The 19139-nt window shown below is 60.5% G+C and carries 19 protein-coding genes; 15 read left to right on the top strand and 4 right to left on the bottom strand.

Going from position 1 to position 19139, the window contains the following annotated elements:
- The first annotated feature begins 18 nt into the window (after positions 1-18).
- From KTR60_RS23890 to lipA, 6 genes are all read left to right on the top strand, one after another.
- Positions 19-1332, top strand: coding sequence for a dihydrolipoamide acetyltransferase family protein (locus KTR60_RS23890; protein WP_030538054.1), 1314 nt, complete (start codon positions 19-21; stop codon positions 1330-1332).
- 25 nt (positions 1333-1357) lie between these two features.
- Complete coding sequence (locus tag KTR60_RS23885) at positions 1358-2455, top strand: alcohol dehydrogenase catalytic domain-containing protein (protein ID WP_228401311.1); 1098 nt, start codon at positions 1358-1360, stop codon at positions 2453-2455.
- A 25-nt stretch (positions 2456-2480) separates the two neighbouring features.
- Entirely contained in the window at positions 2481-3518 is a 1038-nt protein-coding gene (locus tag KTR60_RS23880; RefSeq protein WP_228401310.1) for a phosphotransferase family protein, read from the top strand.
- 72 nt (positions 3519-3590) lie between these two features.
- Positions 3591-4802 carry an acyl-CoA dehydrogenase family protein gene (locus KTR60_RS23875; RefSeq protein WP_228401309.1) on the top strand — a complete coding sequence of 404 codons (1212 nt, stop codon included), beginning with the start codon at positions 3591-3593 and terminating at the stop codon, positions 4800-4802.
- Between the two features lie 54 nt (positions 4803-4856).
- On the top strand, positions 4857-5897 hold the full coding sequence (locus KTR60_RS23870) for a phosphotransferase family protein (RefSeq protein WP_228402300.1): 1041 nt from the start codon (positions 4857-4859) through the stop codon (positions 5895-5897).
- A gap of 31 nt (positions 5898-5928) precedes the next feature.
- Complete coding sequence (lipA, locus tag KTR60_RS23865) at positions 5929-6957, top strand: lipoyl synthase (RefSeq protein WP_064443745.1); 1029 nt, start codon at positions 5929-5931, stop codon at positions 6955-6957.
- Positions 6958-6993: 36 nt separating this feature from the next.
- Here the strand turns inward: lipA and KTR60_RS23860 are convergent, their stop codons facing one another.
- Entirely contained in the window at positions 6994-7515 is a 522-nt protein-coding gene (locus KTR60_RS23860) for a MarR family winged helix-turn-helix transcriptional regulator (protein WP_007731333.1), read from the bottom strand.
- A gap of 93 nt (positions 7516-7608) precedes the next feature.
- On the opposite strand from KTR60_RS23860, the gene KTR60_RS23855 reads away from it, so the two are divergent.
- Positions 7609-8577, top strand: coding sequence for an NAD(P)/FAD-dependent oxidoreductase (locus KTR60_RS23855; protein ID WP_211920884.1), 969 nt, complete (start codon positions 7609-7611; stop codon positions 8575-8577).
- Here KTR60_RS23855 and KTR60_RS23850 read toward each other — a convergent pair.
- Together KTR60_RS23850 and KTR60_RS23845 are read right to left on the bottom strand one after the other, a co-directional pair.
- Positions 8535-9455: a TIGR01777 family oxidoreductase gene (locus tag KTR60_RS23850; protein ID WP_075834380.1), complete on the bottom strand. Its 921-nt coding sequence runs from the start codon at positions 9453-9455 to the stop codon at positions 8535-8537. The two genes, KTR60_RS23855 and KTR60_RS23850, sit on opposite strands and share 43 nt — an antisense overlap.
- Positions 9452-10129 carry a TetR family transcriptional regulator gene (locus KTR60_RS23845; protein WP_037128845.1) on the bottom strand — a complete coding sequence of 226 codons (678 nt, stop codon included), beginning with the start codon at positions 10127-10129 and terminating at the stop codon, positions 9452-9454. The genes KTR60_RS23850 and KTR60_RS23845 overlap by 4 nt, the downstream gene beginning before the upstream one ends.
- A gap of 145 nt (positions 10130-10274) precedes the next feature.
- Between KTR60_RS23845 and KTR60_RS23840 the strand changes: the two genes are divergently transcribed.
- The gene (locus KTR60_RS23840) at positions 10275-10679 is read left to right on the top strand and encodes an EVE domain-containing protein (RefSeq protein ID WP_050656414.1); all 405 of its coding nucleotides are present in this window, start codon (positions 10275-10277) and stop codon (positions 10677-10679) included.
- A 12-nt stretch (positions 10680-10691) separates the two neighbouring features.
- Positions 10692-11138: a MarR family winged helix-turn-helix transcriptional regulator gene (locus KTR60_RS23835; protein ID WP_003940281.1), complete on the top strand. Its 447-nt coding sequence runs from the start codon at positions 10692-10694 to the stop codon at positions 11136-11138.
- A gap of 6 nt (positions 11139-11144) precedes the next feature.
- Here the strand turns inward: KTR60_RS23835 and KTR60_RS23830 are convergent, their stop codons facing one another.
- Positions 11145-11798, bottom strand: a complete 654-nt coding sequence (locus tag KTR60_RS23830; RefSeq protein WP_007731342.1) for a TetR/AcrR family transcriptional regulator — start codon at positions 11796-11798, stop codon at positions 11145-11147.
- Positions 11799-11894: 96 nt separating this feature from the next.
- Here KTR60_RS23830 and KTR60_RS23825 point away from each other — a divergent pair, with 96 nt between their 5' ends.
- The 6 genes from KTR60_RS23825 to KTR60_RS23800 all read left to right on the top strand — a co-directional run bounded on the left by KTR60_RS23825 (position 11895) and on the right by KTR60_RS23800 (position 19126).
- Positions 11895-12356, top strand: coding sequence for a MaoC family dehydratase (locus tag KTR60_RS23825; protein WP_047271233.1), 462 nt, complete (start codon positions 11895-11897; stop codon positions 12354-12356).
- 28 nt (positions 12357-12384) lie between these two features.
- Positions 12385-13557 (top strand): acyl-CoA dehydrogenase family protein, encoded by a 1173-nt coding sequence (locus tag KTR60_RS23820; protein ID WP_047271166.1) that lies wholly within the window; start codon positions 12385-12387, stop codon positions 13555-13557.
- A 9-nt stretch (positions 13558-13566) separates the two neighbouring features.
- On the top strand, positions 13567-14700 hold the full coding sequence (locus KTR60_RS23815; RefSeq protein ID WP_073512532.1) for an acyl-CoA dehydrogenase family protein: 1134 nt from the start codon (positions 13567-13569) through the stop codon (positions 14698-14700).
- Positions 14701-14830: 130 nt separating this feature from the next.
- Positions 14831-16759: a molecular chaperone HtpG gene (gene htpG / locus KTR60_RS23810; protein ID WP_003940518.1), complete on the top strand. Its 1929-nt coding sequence runs from the start codon at positions 14831-14833 to the stop codon at positions 16757-16759.
- A 154-nt stretch (positions 16760-16913) separates the two neighbouring features.
- The gene (locus KTR60_RS23805) at positions 16914-17453 is read left to right on the top strand and encodes a DinB family protein (RefSeq protein ID WP_003940638.1); all 540 of its coding nucleotides are present in this window, start codon (positions 16914-16916) and stop codon (positions 17451-17453) included.
- Positions 17454-17545: 92 nt separating this feature from the next.
- The gene (locus KTR60_RS23800; RefSeq protein WP_042452763.1) at positions 17546-19126 is read left to right on the top strand and encodes an FAD-binding oxidoreductase; all 1581 of its coding nucleotides are present in this window, start codon (positions 17546-17548) and stop codon (positions 19124-19126) included.
- Positions 19127-19139 lie beyond the last annotated feature (13 nt).

Below are 19139 nucleotides of genomic sequence, written 5' to 3'. Positions count from 1 at the left end.
ACTACGAGGACATTCACCATGCTCACACTATTCGACGTCCACATGCCCCACATGGGGTCGGTGGAATTCGCGTTGCTCACCGAATGGCTGCTCAAGCCTGGGGACAGGGTCGCCGAGGGCGATCCGCTTTGTGAGGTGTCGACTGACAAGGTCGACACCGAAGTCGACTCGCCAACTTCGGGAATCCTCATCAGCTACGTTGCCGCAGTGGATCAGGAGGTTCCTGTCGGTGACGTCATTGCTCGATTTGCCTCACTCGACGCCGACCCGGTAGCCGTCGCGCAAGCCATTGCCGGTGAAGATGCAGTCGGTGAAGATGTCGCGCCGGCGGCGCCGACATCGGGTCCGATCGCGGGTCCGTTCCCGATTTCGCCGGATCGGGCTCTCGAGAGCGCGGCCCCGACAGTCGCCGCCGAGGGTTCTCGCCCACCCAACGATTCACTGGTGTTGGCTGCGTCGTGGTTCTCTCCGGTCAATCGTCCGCCCGAAGGAAGTCGACGCCTCCGCCTCGATTCGGGCTCGACTGATATGTCGCTGGAGAGCAAGAGCGAATTCTTGCCGGGAGCCAGGGATCGAGTACCGGAAGATGCTGACACCGTGGCGATTCCCGCCGGATACGAGGCGGTGACCTACACGGCTATCGAACACACTCGCCTGCGTAGGGCAATCGCCAAGAATCTGACAGAATCGTGGAATACGGCTCCTCAATTGACGGCGCAGGTTGATGTCGATTTCACTGCGGTCTCAGTAGCCCGAGCGAAGATCAACCGTGAGAGATCAGCTCGAGGTGAAGGGAAACTCAGTTTCCTTCCCTTTGTCGGTCACGCACTGTGCCGGGCGCTCGCAGACCACCCGGATGCCAATGCCACGTTCACGGACAAGCACCTCGTGCGATGGAACACTGTCAACCTGGGAATTGCCGTGGACACTCCGGACGGACTGATCGTCCCCGTCATACGTGATGCGCAGAATCTCGAACTGGAGGCACTGTCGGACGCAATAGTCGCGACCAGTAGTGCGATACTCTCGGGTTCCGCGCAGCCGGAGGATCTTTCGGGCGGAACAATTACGATCAGCAACTCGGGAAGTGTCGGCGGCGTGGTCTCGACTCCGATCCTGACTCGTCCGCAAGTTGCCTCGATCGGTCTCCCAGCCATCGTGCGTACCCCCGTCGCGCGAAAGAGCGTCGACGGTGAATCCGAGCTCCTCACCATCAGGCCCATTGCACGACTCGGATTGACCTTCGACCACAGGGCATTCGACGGCGCCGAAGCCTTGCGCACGCTGATGTCCGTACAGAAGTATCTCGAACAATGGCCGACAAAATCGTAGGCACTTCTCGACGTGAGGACATCAGATGAGGGCAGCAGTGCTTCGAGGTGGAGACGTCATACTTGCCGACATTCCGGAGCCGTCACCGGGACCGAATCAGCTTCTGGTGGAGCCGATAGCCACCGGGATCTGCGGCAGTGATCTTTCGGCCTGGCAGCACACCGATGATTTCCTGGCTGCGCATCGTGAGGCGGACGTGCCGGGAGCGCTGTTCGATCCGGCGCACGATGTTGTATTCGGACACGAGTTCACTGCAACGGTGACCGAGTTGGGAACCGGAGTGGTCGACTACGCAGTCGGTGACCGTCTGGTGGTTCTGCCGTGGGTCGTTGACGACGATGGATTGACTCATACAGTCGGATACTGCAATTCGAAGCCGGGAGGGCTGGCTGAAAGGGTTGTTATCCAGGCTGGAGGGCACCTGCACATCCCTCCGGACGTGGATCCGGTTACCGCTGCAGTGACCGAACCTCTCGCTACTGGTGTTAACGCCGTGCTGCGTTCACGAATCGTTGCCGGCGCCGCCGCAGTGGTGACCGGTTGCGGGCCTGTGGGACTCGGCGCAGTCATCGAATTGGCGCAACGTGGCGTTCACCCCATCGTCGTATCCGACCCTTCGGAACTTCGACGAACTGTGGCTTTGGCGTACGGGGCCGATGTGGCAGTCGATCCGAGGCACTCGGATCCACTGAGCACACTTGCAGGAATGATTCCGGCAGATACCGAAGTATTTGTCTTCGAAGCATCCGGAGCGCGGAATCTACTGGGTTCCTTGATGTCTGTCGTTCCACCGTTCACACGCATTGTGATTGTCGGATCGGCAATGGAGCACGAGTCGATTCGACCCGTAATCGGGATTCTCAAGAATGTGAGTTTGGAATTCGTGGGTGGTCCGGGGCGTGGAGAACATACGTACCAAGCGTTTTCCCGAACTTTCGAACATATCGTGGAGCGTCGTTTCGATCCGGGAGTGATGGTCACGGGCTTTGCCGGGCTGGATGCGGTGAGTGAGGTGTTCTCTGCGCTGCGCCCGGCCGCGGGTGACGAGATAGAGCACGTGAAGGTTTTGGTTCGGCCCGACCTGCCCGCCGGTGCGGGTGTGGTGCGTTGTGGCGTCGAGTAACGGACTATGGGATGAGGACGTTGTAATGAATGAGGTTGAATCAACAGCGGAGAGCGAGCAGTTCAACGCCGACTTGGTTCGGTCCAGGTTGGTCGAGATGGGCGAGTTGGGTACGGGCGAGGAACTGACTGTGCGACTATTGGCAGGCGGTCGATCCAACCTGACGTTCGAGTTGGCGAGTAAGTCGAGAAGATGGATTCTGCGTCGTCCGCCGATCGGTCACCGTCTGGAGACTGCTCACGACATGGGTCGGGAAGTGACCGTTCAGCGAGCCCTCGCGGAAAGTGCTGTCCCGGTTCCGCGGATCGTGTTCTCCGAGGAGTTCGACGCGACATCGGGTGGAAGTTTCTACGTCATGGACAAGATCGAAGGTCAGGTGTTGCGAACCGATGACGACTTCGCTTCCGTGGACCAGAGCAATCGCTCCGAGCTGGCGTTTCGCTACGTCGATTGCCTGGCTGCTCTGCATACGCAAGACTTTCGTAGCCTGGGTTTGTCTGGTTTCGGTAGGCCGGAGGGATACCTCGAGCGGCAGGTAAGGCGCTGGAGTAAGCAGTTGGCGTCGTCGAAGTCCCGCGATCTTCCGATGTTGGAAAAACTAGGGGTAAGGGTCGCGTCGTCGATTCCGAGGCGGTCTGCAACCTCGATCGTCCACGGCGACTTTCGATTCGACAACATGATTGTTCGGTTAGGTGCCCCGTCGGACATCGTCGGAGTGCTGGATTGGGAGATGTCAACACTGGGTGATCCGTTGACAGACTTGGGTTTAATCCATCTGTTCTGGTCGGGATGGGCAGGTATCGATAATCCGATTGCCGGGACACCCTCTGCGCATGAGGGTTTCCCCTCGTTCGACGACGTTGTCGAAAGATATTCCCTAAGCACTGGGTTCGATATCGATGCGCTGCAGTGGTATTCGGGCTTTGCATTCTACAAGATGGCAGTGATTCTGGAAGGCATCCATCTTCGCTTCGTCAATGGGGAAACAGTCGGCGACGGTTTCGAGGACATCGGCTCGATGGTCGTTCCTTTGGCAGAGCGCGGGCTTTCGGCACTTGCGTAGCCGAAAATTGTTGTGAAACAGTGATTTCTGATCTCGGTCGTACTCGGCCGGCGAAGGGTAAAGGTGTGTGACATGGACTTCGAATTCGACGCGAAGACTATTGATTTGAAGGAACGCGCGTCGGCATTCATGGACGAGTTCGTTTTTCCCGCAGAGCATTTCTTCCACGACAACCCGGAAGCTGGGGATCGGCAGTGGGAGCGTCCGGCGGTGATGGCGGAACTGAAGGAACACGCGAAGGCACAAGGGTTGTGGAATCTGTTTCTTCCGCACGATCCGCGTGGTGCGGGACTGTCGAATCTGCAGTACGCACCGTTGGCCGAGGTCACGGGTTGGAGTCCGGAGGTTGCGCCCGAAGCGTTCAACTGCAACCCACCCGATACCGGGAACATGGAGTTGCTGACGCTGTTCGGGACTGACGAGCAGAAACATCGGTGGCTCGATCCGTTGTTGAACGGTGACATCAGGTCGGCGTATTGCATGACGGAACCGGACGTGTCGTCGTCTGATCCCGCGAACTTGACCTGCTCAATCACTGATGAGGGTGATTGTTGGAGGATCAATGGACGTAAGTGGTGGTCGACCGGCGCGATGAGCAGCGATTGTGTGTTGTTGATCGTGATGGGGGTGTCAGATCCTGATGCGGATCCGCGGTCGCGCCACAGTTTGGTTCTGATTCCGCGTGAGACTCCTGGCGTGCGTATTGTCCGGGGACTGAAGATGTTCGGCTTCACACACGGTGCCCATGGCGGTCACGCGGAGGTGCATTTCGAGGACGTACTTGTTCCCAAGGACCACATGCTCGGCGAGCGTGGTCGGGGGCAAGCGTTGGCGCAGGCCAGACTTGGTCCGGGGCGCATTCATCACTGCATGCGCATGATCGGGATGGCAGAGCGTGCGATCGAGTTGATGTGCCGCCGGGCGAACGAGCGTGAGGCCTTTGGTAGGTCTTTGGCGGATCAGGGGATCATTCAGCATTGGATTGCGCAGTCCCGTGTGAAGATCGATCAGTTGCGGTTGTTCGTTCTGCGGACTGCGTGGTTGATCGACACAGTTGGGGCGCGTGAGGCGCGTACGGAAATTTCGGCTATCAAGGTGGCTGCCCCGGATGCTGTGGGTTGGGTGATCGACAAGGCAATTCAAGTGCACGGCGCCGGCGGAATGACGCAAGACTATCCGCTGGCGATGTTGTGGGCGCAGGCTCGGACCATGCGTTTCATCGACGGCGCTGACGAGGTTCATCGGATGGTCGTCGCGTCACGAGAATTGCGCCTTCATCGATAGCGGTCCGGGTTTCACGAATGACGAATCGATGCCGAATGGGGATAACTGGTGGGAATGCAACTCCCATTCGATATCGGTGAGATTCGACGGCGTCTGATCGACTGTGGCGAGTTGGATCGGTACTCGCGATTCAGTGCTAACAAGGTTTCCAGTTCGCCGCCGGGTCAGGCCTACTCCTTGACCAGCGGTGAAGGAGCATGGATCTTGCGCTGTTCGTCGAGCAGTGATGACAGTCTTGGAACACGAGGAATTCGAGCGGAGGCCACTGCGCTGCACATGCTCGAAAAGAGCAGCATTCCAGTACCTCTCCTTGTCTACCGGGACGAAGTCTCTGGATTGGTCGTCTCTCGACGGGTGCATGGATCATCTCTCCGGACCGACATTCAGTTAGCCGACGTCGAGATCGGCGCGAGAAGCCTGGTAGCGAACTCATTTGCCGACACGCTTGCCGGGATTCATTCGCTCGAAGTCGGCCTCAACGGTGTGAGTGCTCTCCCCGGGATGTGCGGGGAACTGCACAACTACTTGTCCGAGATTGGAATAAGGCTCGCTCGGCACGAATTGAGTGTGAGGCCTGCGTTGAACGCGCTCCTCGATTCCCTCGCGCGATCGGTGCCGGCGCCGCAGAAGCCCTGCTTGCTCCACGGCGAATATCGTCTGGATCGAACGATTTTCGACCTCGCCGACTCCCCACTATTGCGCGCAGTGACAGATTGGCGTCGAGTAGGTTTCGGTGACCCGCTGTTGGACGTTGGTATCGCTTACGTTTTCTGGGCAGGTTTGAGAGGAATTCCCAGCGTTGTATCGGGTTGCCCTTCAGTTCATTTCGGATACCCGGCATTCGAGCAGTTGTTGTCCCGGTATCGAAGGTCAGTTACCTTCGATGTCGATACACGCGTGTTGCCGTGGTTCTACTCGGTGGGGTTTCTCGAGGTTGCTGCACGTGTGCTCGAACTGTGCAATGAGAGACGCGAATGGCTCTCGAGCACAAATAGATTCGGCGATGTGTCGGCCTTGGTGGCACCATTGATCACCCGCGCAGTTGCAGCCTTGGAAGGCAGTCACCTTGCCGCATCCTTTGTGCTCACGCGATGACAGAGACCCAACGAATGCTTGGAGGAAAGTCGTGACGCACGACAATCGAACCACCGGGGAGGGGCGCAAGCTGCTCCGTCTCGAGATCCGAAACGCGGAGACGCCCATCGAACGCAAACCCAACTGGATCAAGACCCGAGCAAAGATGGGCCCCGAGTACACGGAGCTCGAGGGCCTGGTCAAGCGTGAAGGTTTGCACACCGTCTGCGAGGAAGCGGGCTGCCCCAACATCTACGAGTGCTGGGAAGACCGCGAAGCCACGTTCCTGATCGGCGGTGAGCAGTGCACACGCCGCTGCGACTTCTGCCAGATCGACACCGGCAAGCCCGAAGCCCTCGACCGCGACGAGCCCCGTCGCGTCGCGGAAAGCGTTCAGGCCATGGGCCTTCGGTACTCCACGATCACCGGCGTCGCCCGCGACGACCTGCCCGACGGTGGCGCCTGGCTCTACGCCGAGACCGTCCGCAAGATCCACGAACTCAACCCGGGCACCGGCGTCGAGAACCTGGTTCCGGACTTCAACGGCAAGCCCGAACTGCTCGACGAGGTCTTCGCCTCACGCCCCGAGGTACTCGCACACAACCTCGAGACCGTCCCCCGCATCTTCAAGCGGATCCGTCCGGCATTCCGGTACCAGCGCAGCCTCGACGTCATCACCGCAGCACGCGACTACGGACTGGTCACCAAGTCCAACCTGATCCTCGGCATGGGCGAAACCCCTGAAGAGGTCACCGAGGCGATGGCAGATCTCCACGCCGCCGGTTGCGACATCCTCACCATCACCCAGTACCTGCGCCCCTCGCCCCGGCACCACCCCGTCGAGCGGTGGGTCAAGCCCGAGGAGTTCGTCGCACACTCCAAGGCTGCAGAAGAGATGGGCTTCGCCGGCGTCATGGCCGGTCCGTTGGTTCGCTCGTCGTACCGCGCCGGCCGCCTGTATGCGCAGGCCATGGCACATCACGGCCGTGAACTTCCCGAGGCGCAGCGTCATCTGACCGAGGGCGGCGACGCTTCCCAGGAGGCCAGCTCACTCATCGCACGCCTCGTCGTCGATATCTAGTGCGCCGACGTCAGTTCGATACAGGAATTGGGCGACTCAGGTACGCGAACGGGCATCGCTCATCCGATCGAGCCCACTTTCCATGGATACTGCCAGTCGCTCGAGTGCGGCAAGGACCTTCCCCCGGTCCCGGCCGAGTTGGGTGAACAATTCACCGTGAGCGGCGAGTTCGCGAGGAAAGACGTCGTCGACGACAGCGTTTCCCTGGACCGTCATCGTGATCAGTGCAGATCGCCTGTCTTCGGGATTGCTTGTGCGGGAGACGAGTCCTCGCTTCTCGAGTCGCGCGAGTGCCTTGCTGACCCCGGCCCGAGACATACCGAGGCGTTCGGCGAGACGAATCGCGGTGACCGGTTCCTCGGCGTATCGCAGTGGCACAAGCAGTTCCACTTCCGACACGGTGAGATCCGCGGTTTGGTATACCGGTTCGACTGCTAGTTCGAGAAGCGCCGTAATCCGTTTGAGTTGCGCGACTACTTCCATGGGCGAGGTGTCGAGGTCGGGATTGTTTTCGGCCCAGAGGTTGCAGGTACGGGAGCGGAGTGTTGGTTCGTTCACGATTCCTCAACTTTGTTAACCGGTAAACAAATTTGCTAGATTGCCAGAATAGCCACCGTCTCGGGTGGGACGATCTGCGGACTGGGGGAGCACATGAGGTTCGACGTGGTGATTGTCGGTGGCGGTGCGGCGGGGTTGAGTGCCGCGCTTGTTCTGGCTCGGGCTCGGCGGCGAGTGATGATCGTCGATGCAGGTAACCCGCGCAATGGTGTCTCCGAGCACCTGCACGGGTACCTGACGCGGGATGGTGAGAGTCCTACGCAATTACTTGCGGCCGGCCGCAAGGAGGTTCTCGAGTACGGCAGCGAAATGACGACTGGCACCGCAATCCGAATCGAGCGCACGGATGACGGTGGATTTCTTGTGCAAACCGATGCGACCGCGCAGCTGGAGGCACGGACTGTTCTGGTGGCCACGGGGTTACGTGACGAGCTGCCGAACATCGCTGGGCTGCACGATCGGTGGGGAGTCGATGTTCTGCATTGCCCCTATTGTCACGGATACGAGGTTCGAGATTCCCCGATCGGTGTGCTCGGTGGTGACAACAGGCCGTTCACCATTCATCAGGCGTCGTTGGTGCGCCAATGGTCGGAGGATGTCGTCTTCTTTCCCAATCGCATCGAGCTGACCGGAGCCGAACGGGAGCGGCTGACTGCCAGAGGGATTCGCATTGTCGAAGGCGATGTGGCTGGCGTGTCGGTTGGCGATGGTCGATTGGACGGCGTCGAACTGGCCTCCGGTCAGGTAATTCCGCGAAGCGTAGTGTTTGTCGGCCCACGGTTTGTTCCGCGAGGCGATCTGTTGACTGACCTGGGGTGTGAAGCCGACGAAAATGGTTGGGTGGTAACTGATCCTGCAGGCAGCACAAGTGTGCCTGGAGCCTGGGCCGCGGGGAATGTGTCGGATTCTCCGGCGCAGTTGATCACCGCCGCCGCTGCCGGATCAAAGGCTGCGATTGCACTGAATCACTATCTGCTCGAGCAGGATATCGTGCGAGCGGTTGCGATCGCAGCCGAACTTCAGCCGAGTGAAACCGGAAGCAACCCTCGCGGGGTCTCTTGAGCGATCTGGTTCAGCGCAGACTCCAACGTCGGAAATTGATACTGGAAGCCGCTGTCCGCGAGCACCCCTGGTGAAACCCAGCGACTCTTCGTTACCAGTTCAGCCTCGGTGCGGATGATTCGTGCGCCGAACTCGAGCATCCAGCCCGGCGTCGGAAACCCATATTGTCGGCCAAGTTTCGCTCGTACCATCCGCATCATGTCGGTGTTGGTTACCGGATACGGGGATGCGATATTGACCGGGCCTGAGATCTCCGGATTCTCGTAGACGTGGATGATCGCGCGAATGACGTCGGCGATGTGAATCCAGCTGAACATCTGTCGGCCGTCGCCCATTCGTCCGCCGAAGCCCATTCGGGCGAGGTTGACGAACGGATTGATCGCCCCACCGCCGGCTCCGAGGACGATCGACATCCGAAGTGCCACTTTGCGAACAGGCGTTGGGGCTGAGAACAATTCGTGTTCCCACGCTCGCGCGACCGCTACGGAGAATCCCTTTCCCAGCTCTCCGTTCTTCTCGTCCATCGGTCGATCTCGTGCGTCTCGGTAGATCGTGCCGGTACTGGCATTCGCCCAGAGTGAGGGTGGCTGCGGCGTGCGGGTCAGCGCACGACCCAACAGTGCAGTCGTTTCCACTCGGGAGGAGAAGATGTCGTCGGCATTGCGCTTGTTGTAGCGGCAGCTCACGGAGCGGCCGGCGAGGTTGACGAGCAGATCCGTGCCGCTGAGTACATCGGCGACGCCGTGCTCGTCGGACCACGTGGCATCGCTCGTTCCTCCCCGGCCGATCGTCCGAACGTCGACCCCGTTGGATTCGAGCGTTCGAAGAAGGTGTTGGCCTACGTAACCCGACGCACCACAGACAACAACGGCCTTCATGGTTTTGTGTTCCCCTCTGCAGAAACGACTTTTGTCATCAGGGCGGCGACATCGCCGACCAGACCTCGTGCCACTGGCAGCCGGGCGAGTGTGAGCGCTTTCGCGATGATCGGTACCAGGCCGTCGACCAGGGAACGGGTGCGCGCTTGCCCCGGAGACGCGTCGGTAACCCAGTGCAGCGTCACGCCCAGATAGCTGAGCCACAAGAGCGTGGGGAGCTGGGTCTCCAATGACGCCGGCGTCTTCTGCTTCGACGCCGCCAGTGCTTCACGCATCAGATCGACGGCCATCGATCTCGCATCGGTCGACTCGGCCGAGAACGGGCTGGACTGTGATGTGGTGGGCAGGGCAACGTGCAGAAACGTGCTGCCGAAGCCGTGATAGGGCCCCATGACATCGAGTCCGGTGTGCAGAACAATCCTGAGATTTTCTGTCAGTGACCCACCTTCGCGAAGGAGTGGAAGCGCCCGCGCGCGGTGATCGCGTTGGATGACGAGATACAGCTCGTGAACCAGTTCGTCTTTACTGGCGAAGTAGTAGTAGGCGTTCCCGAGCGAGACCTCTGCCTCATTTGCGATCTTGCGCATGGTCGTCGCTGCGAAGCCCTCGTCGCGGAAGAGCCGCAATGCTGTTTCCACCAGCTTTTCCCTGGTCTCGATCCCGCGACTACTCATCGACACTCCTTCTTTGAACATGTTCAAGTGCAGCGTACGCCCCAAAGTTGAACACGTTCAAGACTTGATCTGTTGCGAGCGAGATAATAAGCGCGCATACTAAATCCATGATTGAGATTGTGAGCGGTTCGCCAGGTGGTCGGCGATGAACGCATGGTTGGGAGTTGTGTCCGCCGAACATGTGCGTCGCGCAGTGGATCTCGGTATCGCACAGATCGGGCACGGAAAGAGAGCCGGATTGGCACGGATGAAAGCAGGTGACGTGCTGGTCTACTATTCGCCGGTCGAGTCCATTGGTGATCGAGATCCGTTGCGCGAGTTCACAGCTCTCGGTGTGATCGAAGAGGGTGAGATCTGGCAGGCGGACGAGGGGTGCTTCAAGCCGTTTCGGCGTCGAGTGCGATACGAGCAGTTCACGCCCGTTCCACTCGGCGATGTGCGGAGTCGATTGGCGCTGACCTCGGCACCGAATTGGGGGTATCAACTCCGGCGTGGCTTGATTCCGTTGGATGACAACGACGTCGAGGTTCTGCGTTCGACGACGAGCTGACACACTGGCGCTGTGGCGAAGAAACTGGAAACCGACTTCGAGGACGCGGACGAGAGTCCCGGTCTGATGTTGTGGCGTGTCACCAATGCTTGGCAAGCCTCGATTCGCGCGGCGCTGCGACCTTTCGACCTGACCCACGTGCAGTTCGTTCTGCTCGCAGCACTGACCTGGCTGGATGCAGAGACGCCGATAACTCAACGCGGTCTTGCCGAGTACGCGCGCACCGACGCGATGATGACGTCACAGGTGATTCGGACCCTCGAATCCAAGGGGTTTGTCGAACGACGTCCACATCCGACCGATGCTCGTGCTCGCTCGCTTGCCGTCACGCCGGTGGGTGCGGCCTTGGCCGGCAGGGCGAACCGCGCGGTGGAATCTTCGGACCGGGAATTCTTCGCCGCTCTGGGGGATCGTCAGGCGGCCTTCGTCGCGATGCTCGGCGCGCTTGATCGACGGTAACAACCCTCAGTTTCGAGGAGGTTGCTCTGTAGTTCTCTGCAGCAGTGCGTATTTGGCTTCCAGTCCGTCCAGTAGGGATTCCAGCGCGAGTTCGAAACTGGCACCGTCGATTTCCGCAGCACGCTCACGCAACAGATGTGCTCGCGTGAGGTGCGGGTAACGCTCGGCGTAGATCGCAGGATCGTCCACGAATCCGCCGGAGAACGTCGCCGTCGCAGCACCCATGACCACGTACTTGACGGAAGCGCCGATCAGTGTTGCCGTGCGCTGTGGCCATCCGGCGCGCACCAGTCCGCCATGGATGGCGTTCGCGCGATCGAGGGCGATGGGCCTGACGCTCGGACCGTAGGCCAAGTAGGGAACGATATTGGGATGCTTGCCCAGGGCGGCGTGGTAGGACCGCGCCCACGTGCGTAGCGCGCCGCGCCAATCGTCGGAGTCGAAGCCGCTCACGTCGACGGACTCCATGATGACGTTCGCGACGTCGTCGAGTAACTCGTCCTTGTTGGCGTAATGGCTGTACAGCGACGGTGCCTGTACGCCGAGAACAGTGGCGAGTTTGCGCATCGAGAAGTCGGTCAAACCGTGCTCGTCCACCAGTTTCAGGGCGGTGTCCCTGATGATCGGCTTGCTCAGTAGTGGAACCCGCGGTCGCGCCATCGCCCAGAACCCTTTCGTCTGAAAGTACTGGACAACCTTACACTGTGAGTTTATTATCCAATTAACCTAACAGTGTTCGGGAACGTGGAGGATCAGATGACACGGGTGTTCGAGAACAAGTCCGATCTCCTGGGGGCGGTCGGTGAAACGCTGGGCTCGAGCGAGTGGGTCGAGGTCACCCGCGAGATGGTCCATCAATTTGCCGACGCGACCGGTGACCATCAGTGGATTCATGTCGACGACGAAAGAGCCAGGCGCGAATCACCTTTCGGTGGACCAATTGCGCACGGGTATCTGACGCTCTCACTCCTGCCGCTTCTGTCGAAGTCCGTGTATCGCATCGACGGCGCGAAGATGGTCGTCAACTACGGGTCCGACAAGGTTCGATTCCCGAGTCCGGTGCCAGTCGGGGCCAAGGTTCGAAATACCGCAGTGCTCTCCGCAATCGAAGAATTGCCGAACGGTTCACTACAGAGTCAGATCACCAACACCGTCGAGATCGAAGGCGTGGGCAAACCTGCCGTCGTTGCGCAGACCGTCGCGCGAATCTTGTTCTGAAATCCTGCAAGAAGAAAGCAGACTCCACATGAATCTCGAACTGACCACTGAGGAAGTTGCGTTCCGCGAGGAGATGCGAAAGTTCTTCACCACCGAATTCTCGCCCGAACTTCGAGCACGTGCAGCCGGATTCGGAAAGCTGACTCGTGAGGACATCGTTGCGGGTCAACAGATTCTGAACGCACACGGGTTGGCGGTTCCACACTGGCCGGTCGAATGGGGTGGCAAGGACTGGACTCCGGTTCAGCGCCACATCTATTCCGAGGAAATGCAGTTGGCGTCGGTACCCAACCCGTTGCCGTTCAACGTGAGCATGGTTGGGCCCGTCATCGCGGCCTTCGGCTCGCAGGAGCAGAAGGAGCAGTTTCTCCCGGCGACGGCTAACGCCGATATCTGGTGGTGCCAAGGTTTTTCGGAACCAGAAGCCGGTTCGGATCTCGCTTCACTCAAGACGGCCGCTGTCCGTGACGGCGCGGATTACATCGTCAACGGTCAGAAGACGTGGACTACTCTCGCTCAGCACGCCGAGTGGATCTTCTGTCTGGTTCGCACAGATGCCAGTGCCCAGAAGCGGCAGGCCGGAATTTCGTTCTTGCTCATCGATCTGGCAACTCCCGGCATCACGGTTCGCCCCATCAAACTGATCGACGGCAGCGTCGAGGTCAACGAGGTGTTCTTCGACAACGTCCGCGTCCCTGCGGAGAATCTTGTCGGCGAAGAGAACAAAGGCTGGGACTACGCCAAGTTCCTGCTCGGCAACGAACGCACGGGCGTCACGCGGGTCGGGTTCTCCAAAACTCTTGTCGCCACGGCAAAAGAGAAGGCGCGGGAAGTTCGCGTCGGAACCGGCACCCTCCTCGATGATCCGTTGTTCGCGGCTCGGTTGGCTGAGCTGGAAAACGATTTGCTTGCGCTGGATCTGACTCAACTGCGAGTTGTGGCGAGTTCGGCAGACGGCAAGCCGAACCCGGCGTCCTCGCTGCTCAAGCTCCGCGGCTCCGAATTGCAGCAGGCAGCAACGGAATTGCTGATGGATGTTGCGGGTCCGGACTCGTTGCCGGTGAATACGGTCGAGATCGACTCGCCGGAGTGGGCGCAGCAAGCGGCGCCGCGCTACCTGAACTACCGGAAGGTTTCCATCTACAGCGGATCAAGTGAGGTGCAGCGCTCCATCATTGCCTCCTCGATTCTCGGATTGTGAGCATCTGACATGAATTTCGAACTCGACGACGAGCAGACGATGCTTCGCGACACGACGCGTGAATTGCTCAACCGCAGCTACGACGCGGAGAAGCGTAACGCCACCTCGGCCACTGACGAGGGATGGAATGCCTCGGTGTGGAAGCAGTTCGCCGAGCTCGGGCTGCTCGGCCTGCCATTCGCGGAGGCCGACGGCGGGATGGGCGCTGGGCCGGTCGAGACCATGGTCGTGATGACCGAACTGGGCCGCGCGCTTGCACCCGAGCCGTATCTGGGTGGTGTTCTGATCCCCGGCGGTTTGATCGCGGCTGTCGGTTCGGCAGATCAGCGGGCGCGGCTCCTGCCGGCGCTCAGCGACGGGACCACTCTGTCGGCCTTCGCGCATACGGAACCCGGCACGCGCTGGCCGGTCGCCACTGTCACGACCAATGCATCGCAGGAGGGATCGGGGTGGACGATCACCGGCGTCAAGAACCCGGTTCTGCAGGGCGACAGCGCGCACGTCGTGATCGTCAGCGCCACACTTCCAGGCGGCGGCACCGGGCTCTTCCTGGTGGATGCGGAGGGCTCAGGTGTCACACGGAGCACGTACGCCACCCACGACGGCCGTCGCGGTGCGCAGTTCACGTTCACCGATGCCGCGGCCGAACAGCTTGGTGAGGGCGGCGATGTCACGGAGGCGATCGTCGAAGCAGAGGTTCGGGCGCAGGCAGCTCTGTGCGCCGAGGCGATCGGGATCATGACCGAAGCTCTGCGACTGACGACGGAATACCTGAAGCAGCGCAAGCAGTTCGGTGTTCCGCTCGCGAAGTTCCAGACGCTGACTCATCGTGCGGCCGACATGTACGTGGCGCTCGAACTGGCGAGCAGCATGAGTCTGTACGCCACCATGGCCATCGCCGACGGAGTGATCGATCCGACCATCGCGTCGCGAGCGAAGCTGTCTGTCGGTCGCGCCGCGCATCAGATCGGTCAGGAAGCAATTCAGATGCACGGTGGTATCGGTATGACAGCCGAGTATCCGGTCGGGCACTACGTCTCGCGGCTGGTGGCCATCGAACACACTTTGGGCGCATCTGACGATCACCTCAGGGTGCTGGCCGCCGGCGTCTCGAACTATTCGATGGTGAACGTCACCGAGTAGATCGGTGGTGAAGATAACGGGAGGTCACGCGCAGGTCGCGTGGCCTCCCTTGTCTGTGCGGGGGCCGACCCGCGGTATTCGCGGTCAAGTAAAATTCCTGTGATCAGTCCGAGAAGAGAAAGGGATCGAAGTGACCGCGCATACCGAGCAGCTCGAGTTCCAAGCAGAAACACGTCAGCTGCTGGATCTGATGGTTCATTCAATCTATACGAACAAGGACAGCTTCCTTCGTGAGTTGATCTCCAACGCTTCGGACGCGCTGGACAAGCTCCGCCTCGAGTCGTACCAGGACAAAGATCTCAACGTCGACGTCTCCGATCTGCACATCGAGATCGACATCGACAAAGCGGCGCGCACCCTCACGATCCGCGACAACGGCATCGGCATGTCGCGTGACGAGGTCGTCGACCTGATCGGCACGCTCGCCAAGTCCGGCACCGCCGAGGTACGTCGTAAGCTCAAGGAAGCCAAGGATGCAGCGGCATCGGAAGAACTGATCGGTCAGTTCGGCATCGGTTTCTACTCCACGTTCATGGTCGCGGACAAGGTCACGCTGCTGACCCGCCGTGCCGGTGAAGATCACGCGACGCGCTGGGAATCGACCGGCGAAGGCACGTACACGCTCGAGCATGTGAACGAGGCACCGCAGGGTAGCTCCGTGACCCTGCACCTGATGCCCGAGGATTCCGAGAACGGCCTGCACGACTACACGTCGGAATGGAAGATCAAGGAACTGGTCAAGAAGTACTCCGACTTCATCGCGTGGCCCATCCGTATGGATGTCGCTCGTACGTCGACGCCGGCCGAGGGCGAGGAGCCCGAGGTCACCATCGAGACCGAGACGATCAACTCGATGAAGGCGCTGTGGACTCGCGCCAAGGACGAGGTGTCCGAGGACGAGTACAAGGAGTTCTACAAGCACGTCAGCCACGCCTGGGACGAGCCTCTCGAGGTCATCCCGATGAAGGCCGAAGGTACTTTCGAATACCAAGCGCTGCTGTTCATTCCGTCGACGGCGCCGTTCGATCTGTTCATGCGTGAGCGCAAGGCCGGGATCCACCTCTATGTCAAGCGCGTCTTCATCATGGACGACTGCGAAGAGTTGGTGCCCGATTACCTGCGCTTCGTCAAGGGCGTGGTCGACGCACAAGACCTCTCGCTCAACGTCTCTCGTGAAATTCTGCAGCAGGACCGGCAGATCGCTGCCATCCGTCGTCGTCTGACCAAGAAGGTCCTCTCGACCATCAAGGACATGAAGGCGAACGAGCCGGAGAAGTACTCGACCTTCTGGACCGAGTTCGGACGCGCGCTCAAGGAAGGCCTGATGGCCGATGCCGACAACCGCAAGACGCTGCTCGACATCTCGTCCTTCGCCTCGACCAACAGCGAAGAGGGCGTGACCACTCTCGCCGAGTACGTGGAGCGCATGAAGGACGGTCAGGAACAGATCTACTTCATGACCGGCGAATCTCGTCACCTCATCGAAAGCTCGCCGCACATGGAGGCTTTCAAGGCCAAGGGCCTCGAGGTTCTGGTACTTACCGATCCCGTGGACGAGATGTGGGTCGACGCAGTCTCGGACTTCGACGGCAAGACCTTCCAGTCGATCGCCAAGGGCGAGGTCGACCTCGACACCGAGGACGAGAAGAAGGCGGCCGAGGCCGAGCGCGAAGAGAAGGAAAAGGAATTCGGCGCGCTACTGACGTGGCTGACCGAAACCCTGTCCGACGACATCAAGGAAACGCGTCTCTCGACGCGCCTGACCACGTCGGCTGCCTGCATCGTCGGCGACGCGTTCAGCATGTCTCCGACGCTCGAGAAGATGTACAAGGCTTCGGGTCAGCCTGTTCCACACAGCAAGCGCATTCTCGAGCTCAACCCGGAGCATCCGCTTGTCTCGGGTCTGCGGGAGGCGCAGGCCGCCAATGACAATGCAGAGAACCTGACGGAGACGGCTCAGTTGCTCTACGGCATGGCGTTGCTTGCCGAGGGCGGCGAGCTGAGCGATCCGGCGCACTTCACGCGCCTGCTGGCCGATCGTTTGGCCCGCACAGTCTGATCTCGTCTAGCTCGCTCGAACTCCCGGCACTCACCTTCATCGGTGGGTGCCGGGAGTTTTTTCTTGATCGTTTTCTAATGAGGACCGTTTCTGTCCGCAATAACTTCTAACGTAGTTCTCACAGGGCACGAACCCACGAGCGAAGGAAAACATCATGAACGCACCGATCACCACCGTCACCGGCGAGCGCGCGGATCTCCTCCAGAGCCTGCGTCGGCATCGTGAATTCCTTCTCTTCACCGTCAAGGACCTCACCGACGAGCAGGCCGCTTCGAGGCCGACCGTGAGTGAACTGTGCCTCGGCGGATTGATCAAGCATGTGGGTCAGGCGGAAAAGGGATGGGTCGACTTCATTCTGGAAGGGCCGGCCGGACTTGGTGGGGACTTCGACCCGACCCAGTGGTCGGAAGAGATGCAACAGGAACGGGCGAACGAATTCGCGATGGTCGAGGATGAAACCTTGGCAGGCATCGTTTCCGAGTACGAGGGGATCGCGGCCAGGACCGACGAGTTGGTGGCCTCGCTGGACAGCCTCGACATCTCGCATCCACTGCCGTCGGCGCCGTGGTTCGAAGCGGGAGCTCGCTGGTCAGCGCGGCGCGCATTGCTGCACATCATCGCCGAGACGGCCCAGCATGCGGGCCACGCGGACATGCTTCGCGAAGCCATCGACGGTTCCAAGACGATGGGTTGATGGATGGATTGATCCACCGGGATGTTTACACATCACACAAATATGTAACACTAGTGTCTATGAGCACCGAAAAGTCTGCCTTGCAACCGCCGATGCAGTGGGACGCCTGGGGCGATCCGGCCAAGAAGCGTGAACTGTCGGACGCAGTCACATCATTGTTGACCGGATTTCTCGGTGTCTCCGCACCGACTCGATCGCGTCTCGCCATCGAAGACGTCCAGGTGGCTCCGTCCGCTATGGCCCAGTCGCATGTCGAAGCGCTGTCCGGGCTGGTCGGGGCCGAGTACGTCAGTACCAAGGATTCCGATCGAATCCTTCGGGCCGGTGGCAAGAGCACCCCGGATCTGCTTCGCCGTCGTAGCGTCGAGCCGCAGGACGCACCGGACGCAGTCGTCACTCCAGGGACAGACGCAGAGGTCGAGCAGGTTCTCCGATACTGCTCTGCCAACCGGATCGCAGTGGTCCCGTTCGGTGGTGGCACCAGCGTCGTCGGCGGGCTCGATCCCATTCGTGACGGGTTCGACGCAGTTCTTTCTCTCGATCTGCGCAGGTTCGATCAGCTTGTCGGGTTGGACGAGGAATCGGGCATTGCGACGTTCGGCGGCGGAACTACCGGCCCACGGGCCGAGGAGCTTCTGCGTGAGCACGGTTTCTCGGTCGGGCACTTCCCGCAGAGCTTCCTGTTCGCCACTCTGGGCGGGTTTGCCGCAACCCGGTCTTCGGGGCAGGCGTCGGCTGGATACGGGCGCTTCGAGGACATGGTCCAGGGCCTCACTGTTGTCACTCCGAGTGGTGTGATCGAGACCGGGCGTGCGCCGGCATCTGCCGCAGGCCCCGATCTGGGTGAGCTCTTTGTCGGCTCCGAGGGCACCTTCGGCGTCATCACGCACGTGCGTGTGCGGGTTCACCGTCTGCCCGAGACCACCGTGCGCGAAGGGTGGAGCTTCCCCGACTTCGCCACCGGCGCAGCCGCATTGCGTGAGCTGGTCCAGGAAGGATCGGCTCCGACAGTATTGCGGTTGTCCGACGAGGCCGAGAGTGGCGTGAATCTGGCGACCACCGACAAGATCGGCGAGAACGCCTTCACCGGTGGTTGCCTCGGCATCACTACCTACGAGGGCACCGCTTCGCACACCGCTGAACGGATGGCGGAGGCCCGCGCAATTCTCACCGCTCACGGCGGCACGTCGCTCGGTGAGGAGCCCGGAAACAGCTGGGAACACGGGCGATTCGATGCGCCGTATCTGCGTGACGCTCTGCTCGACGTCGGCGCACTGTGCGAAACCCTCGAGACGGCAACCACCTGGGGTAACCTCGCGAACCTGCGCTCCTCGGTCACCGAGGCGCTGACCAAGGCTCTCGTCGAGCAGGGGACTCAGCCGCTCGTGATGTGCCACATTTCGCACACCTACAAGACCGGTGCTTCGCTGTACTTCACCGTGGTCAGCGCGCAGACCGAGGATCCGATCGCTCAGTGGCACAAGGCGAAAACTGCCGCTGGCGATGCGATCATCGCCGCCGGTGGCACGATCACCCATCACCACGCTGTCGGCGCCGATCACCGCCCATGGATGAAGGACGAGATCGGTGAACTGGGCGCGAACATCCTTCGCGCAGTGAAGAATGCAGTGGACCCTGCCGGCATCCTCAATCCTGGAAAGCTGATTCCGTGACCGAAACCCGCAG

The organism is Rhodococcus sp. C1, from assembly GCF_020809065.1.
Lineage (GTDB): Bacteria > Actinomycetota > Actinomycetes > Mycobacteriales > Mycobacteriaceae > Rhodococcus_F > Rhodococcus_F qingshengii.
Note: the sequence above shows the minus strand (reverse complement) of the source record. Positions and strands in the feature narration are given on the sequence as shown.

Excerpts from the sequence above, each read along its gene's own strand:
- KTR60_RS23890 (WP_030538054.1), top strand. The coding sequence starts at position 19 with ATGCTCACACTATTCGACGTCCACATGCCCCACATGGGGTCGGTGGAA.
- KTR60_RS23885 (WP_228401311.1), top strand. The coding sequence starts at position 1,358 with ATGAGGGCAGCAGTGCTTCGAGGTGGAGACGTCATACTTGCCGACATT.
- KTR60_RS23880 (WP_228401310.1), top strand. The coding sequence starts at position 2,481 with ATGAATGAGGTTGAATCAACAGCGGAGAGCGAGCAGTTCAACGCCGAC.
- KTR60_RS23875 (WP_228401309.1), top strand. The coding sequence starts at position 3,591 with ATGGACTTCGAATTCGACGCGAAGACTATTGATTTGAAGGAACGCGCG.
- KTR60_RS23870 (WP_228402300.1), top strand. The coding sequence starts at position 4,857 with ATGCAACTCCCATTCGATATCGGTGAGATTCGACGGCGTCTGATCGAC.
- KTR60_RS23855 (WP_211920884.1), top strand. The coding sequence starts at position 7,609 with ATGAGGTTCGACGTGGTGATTGTCGGTGGCGGTGCGGCGGGGTTGAGT.
- KTR60_RS23850 (WP_075834380.1), bottom strand. The coding sequence starts at position 9,455 with ATGAAGGCCGTTGTTGTCTGTGGTGCGTCGGGTTACGTAGGCCAACAC.
- KTR60_RS23845 (WP_037128845.1), bottom strand. The coding sequence starts at position 10,129 with ATGAGTAGTCGCGGGATCGAGACCAGGGAAAAGCTGGTGGAAACAGCA.
- KTR60_RS23840 (WP_050656414.1), top strand. The coding sequence starts at position 10,275 with ATGAACGCATGGTTGGGAGTTGTGTCCGCCGAACATGTGCGTCGCGCA.
- KTR60_RS23830 (WP_007731342.1), bottom strand. The coding sequence starts at position 11,798 with ATGGCGCGACCGCGGGTTCCACTACTGAGCAAGCCGATCATCAGGGAC.
- KTR60_RS23825 (WP_047271233.1), top strand. The coding sequence starts at position 11,895 with ATGACACGGGTGTTCGAGAACAAGTCCGATCTCCTGGGGGCGGTCGGT.
- KTR60_RS23820 (WP_047271166.1), top strand. The coding sequence starts at position 12,385 with ATGAATCTCGAACTGACCACTGAGGAAGTTGCGTTCCGCGAGGAGATG.
- KTR60_RS23815 (WP_073512532.1), top strand. The coding sequence starts at position 13,567 with ATGAATTTCGAACTCGACGACGAGCAGACGATGCTTCGCGACACGACG.
- KTR60_RS23805 (WP_003940638.1), top strand. The coding sequence starts at position 16,914 with ATGAACGCACCGATCACCACCGTCACCGGCGAGCGCGCGGATCTCCTC.
- KTR60_RS23800 (WP_042452763.1), top strand. The coding sequence starts at position 17,546 with ATGCAGTGGGACGCCTGGGGCGATCCGGCCAAGAAGCGTGAACTGTCG.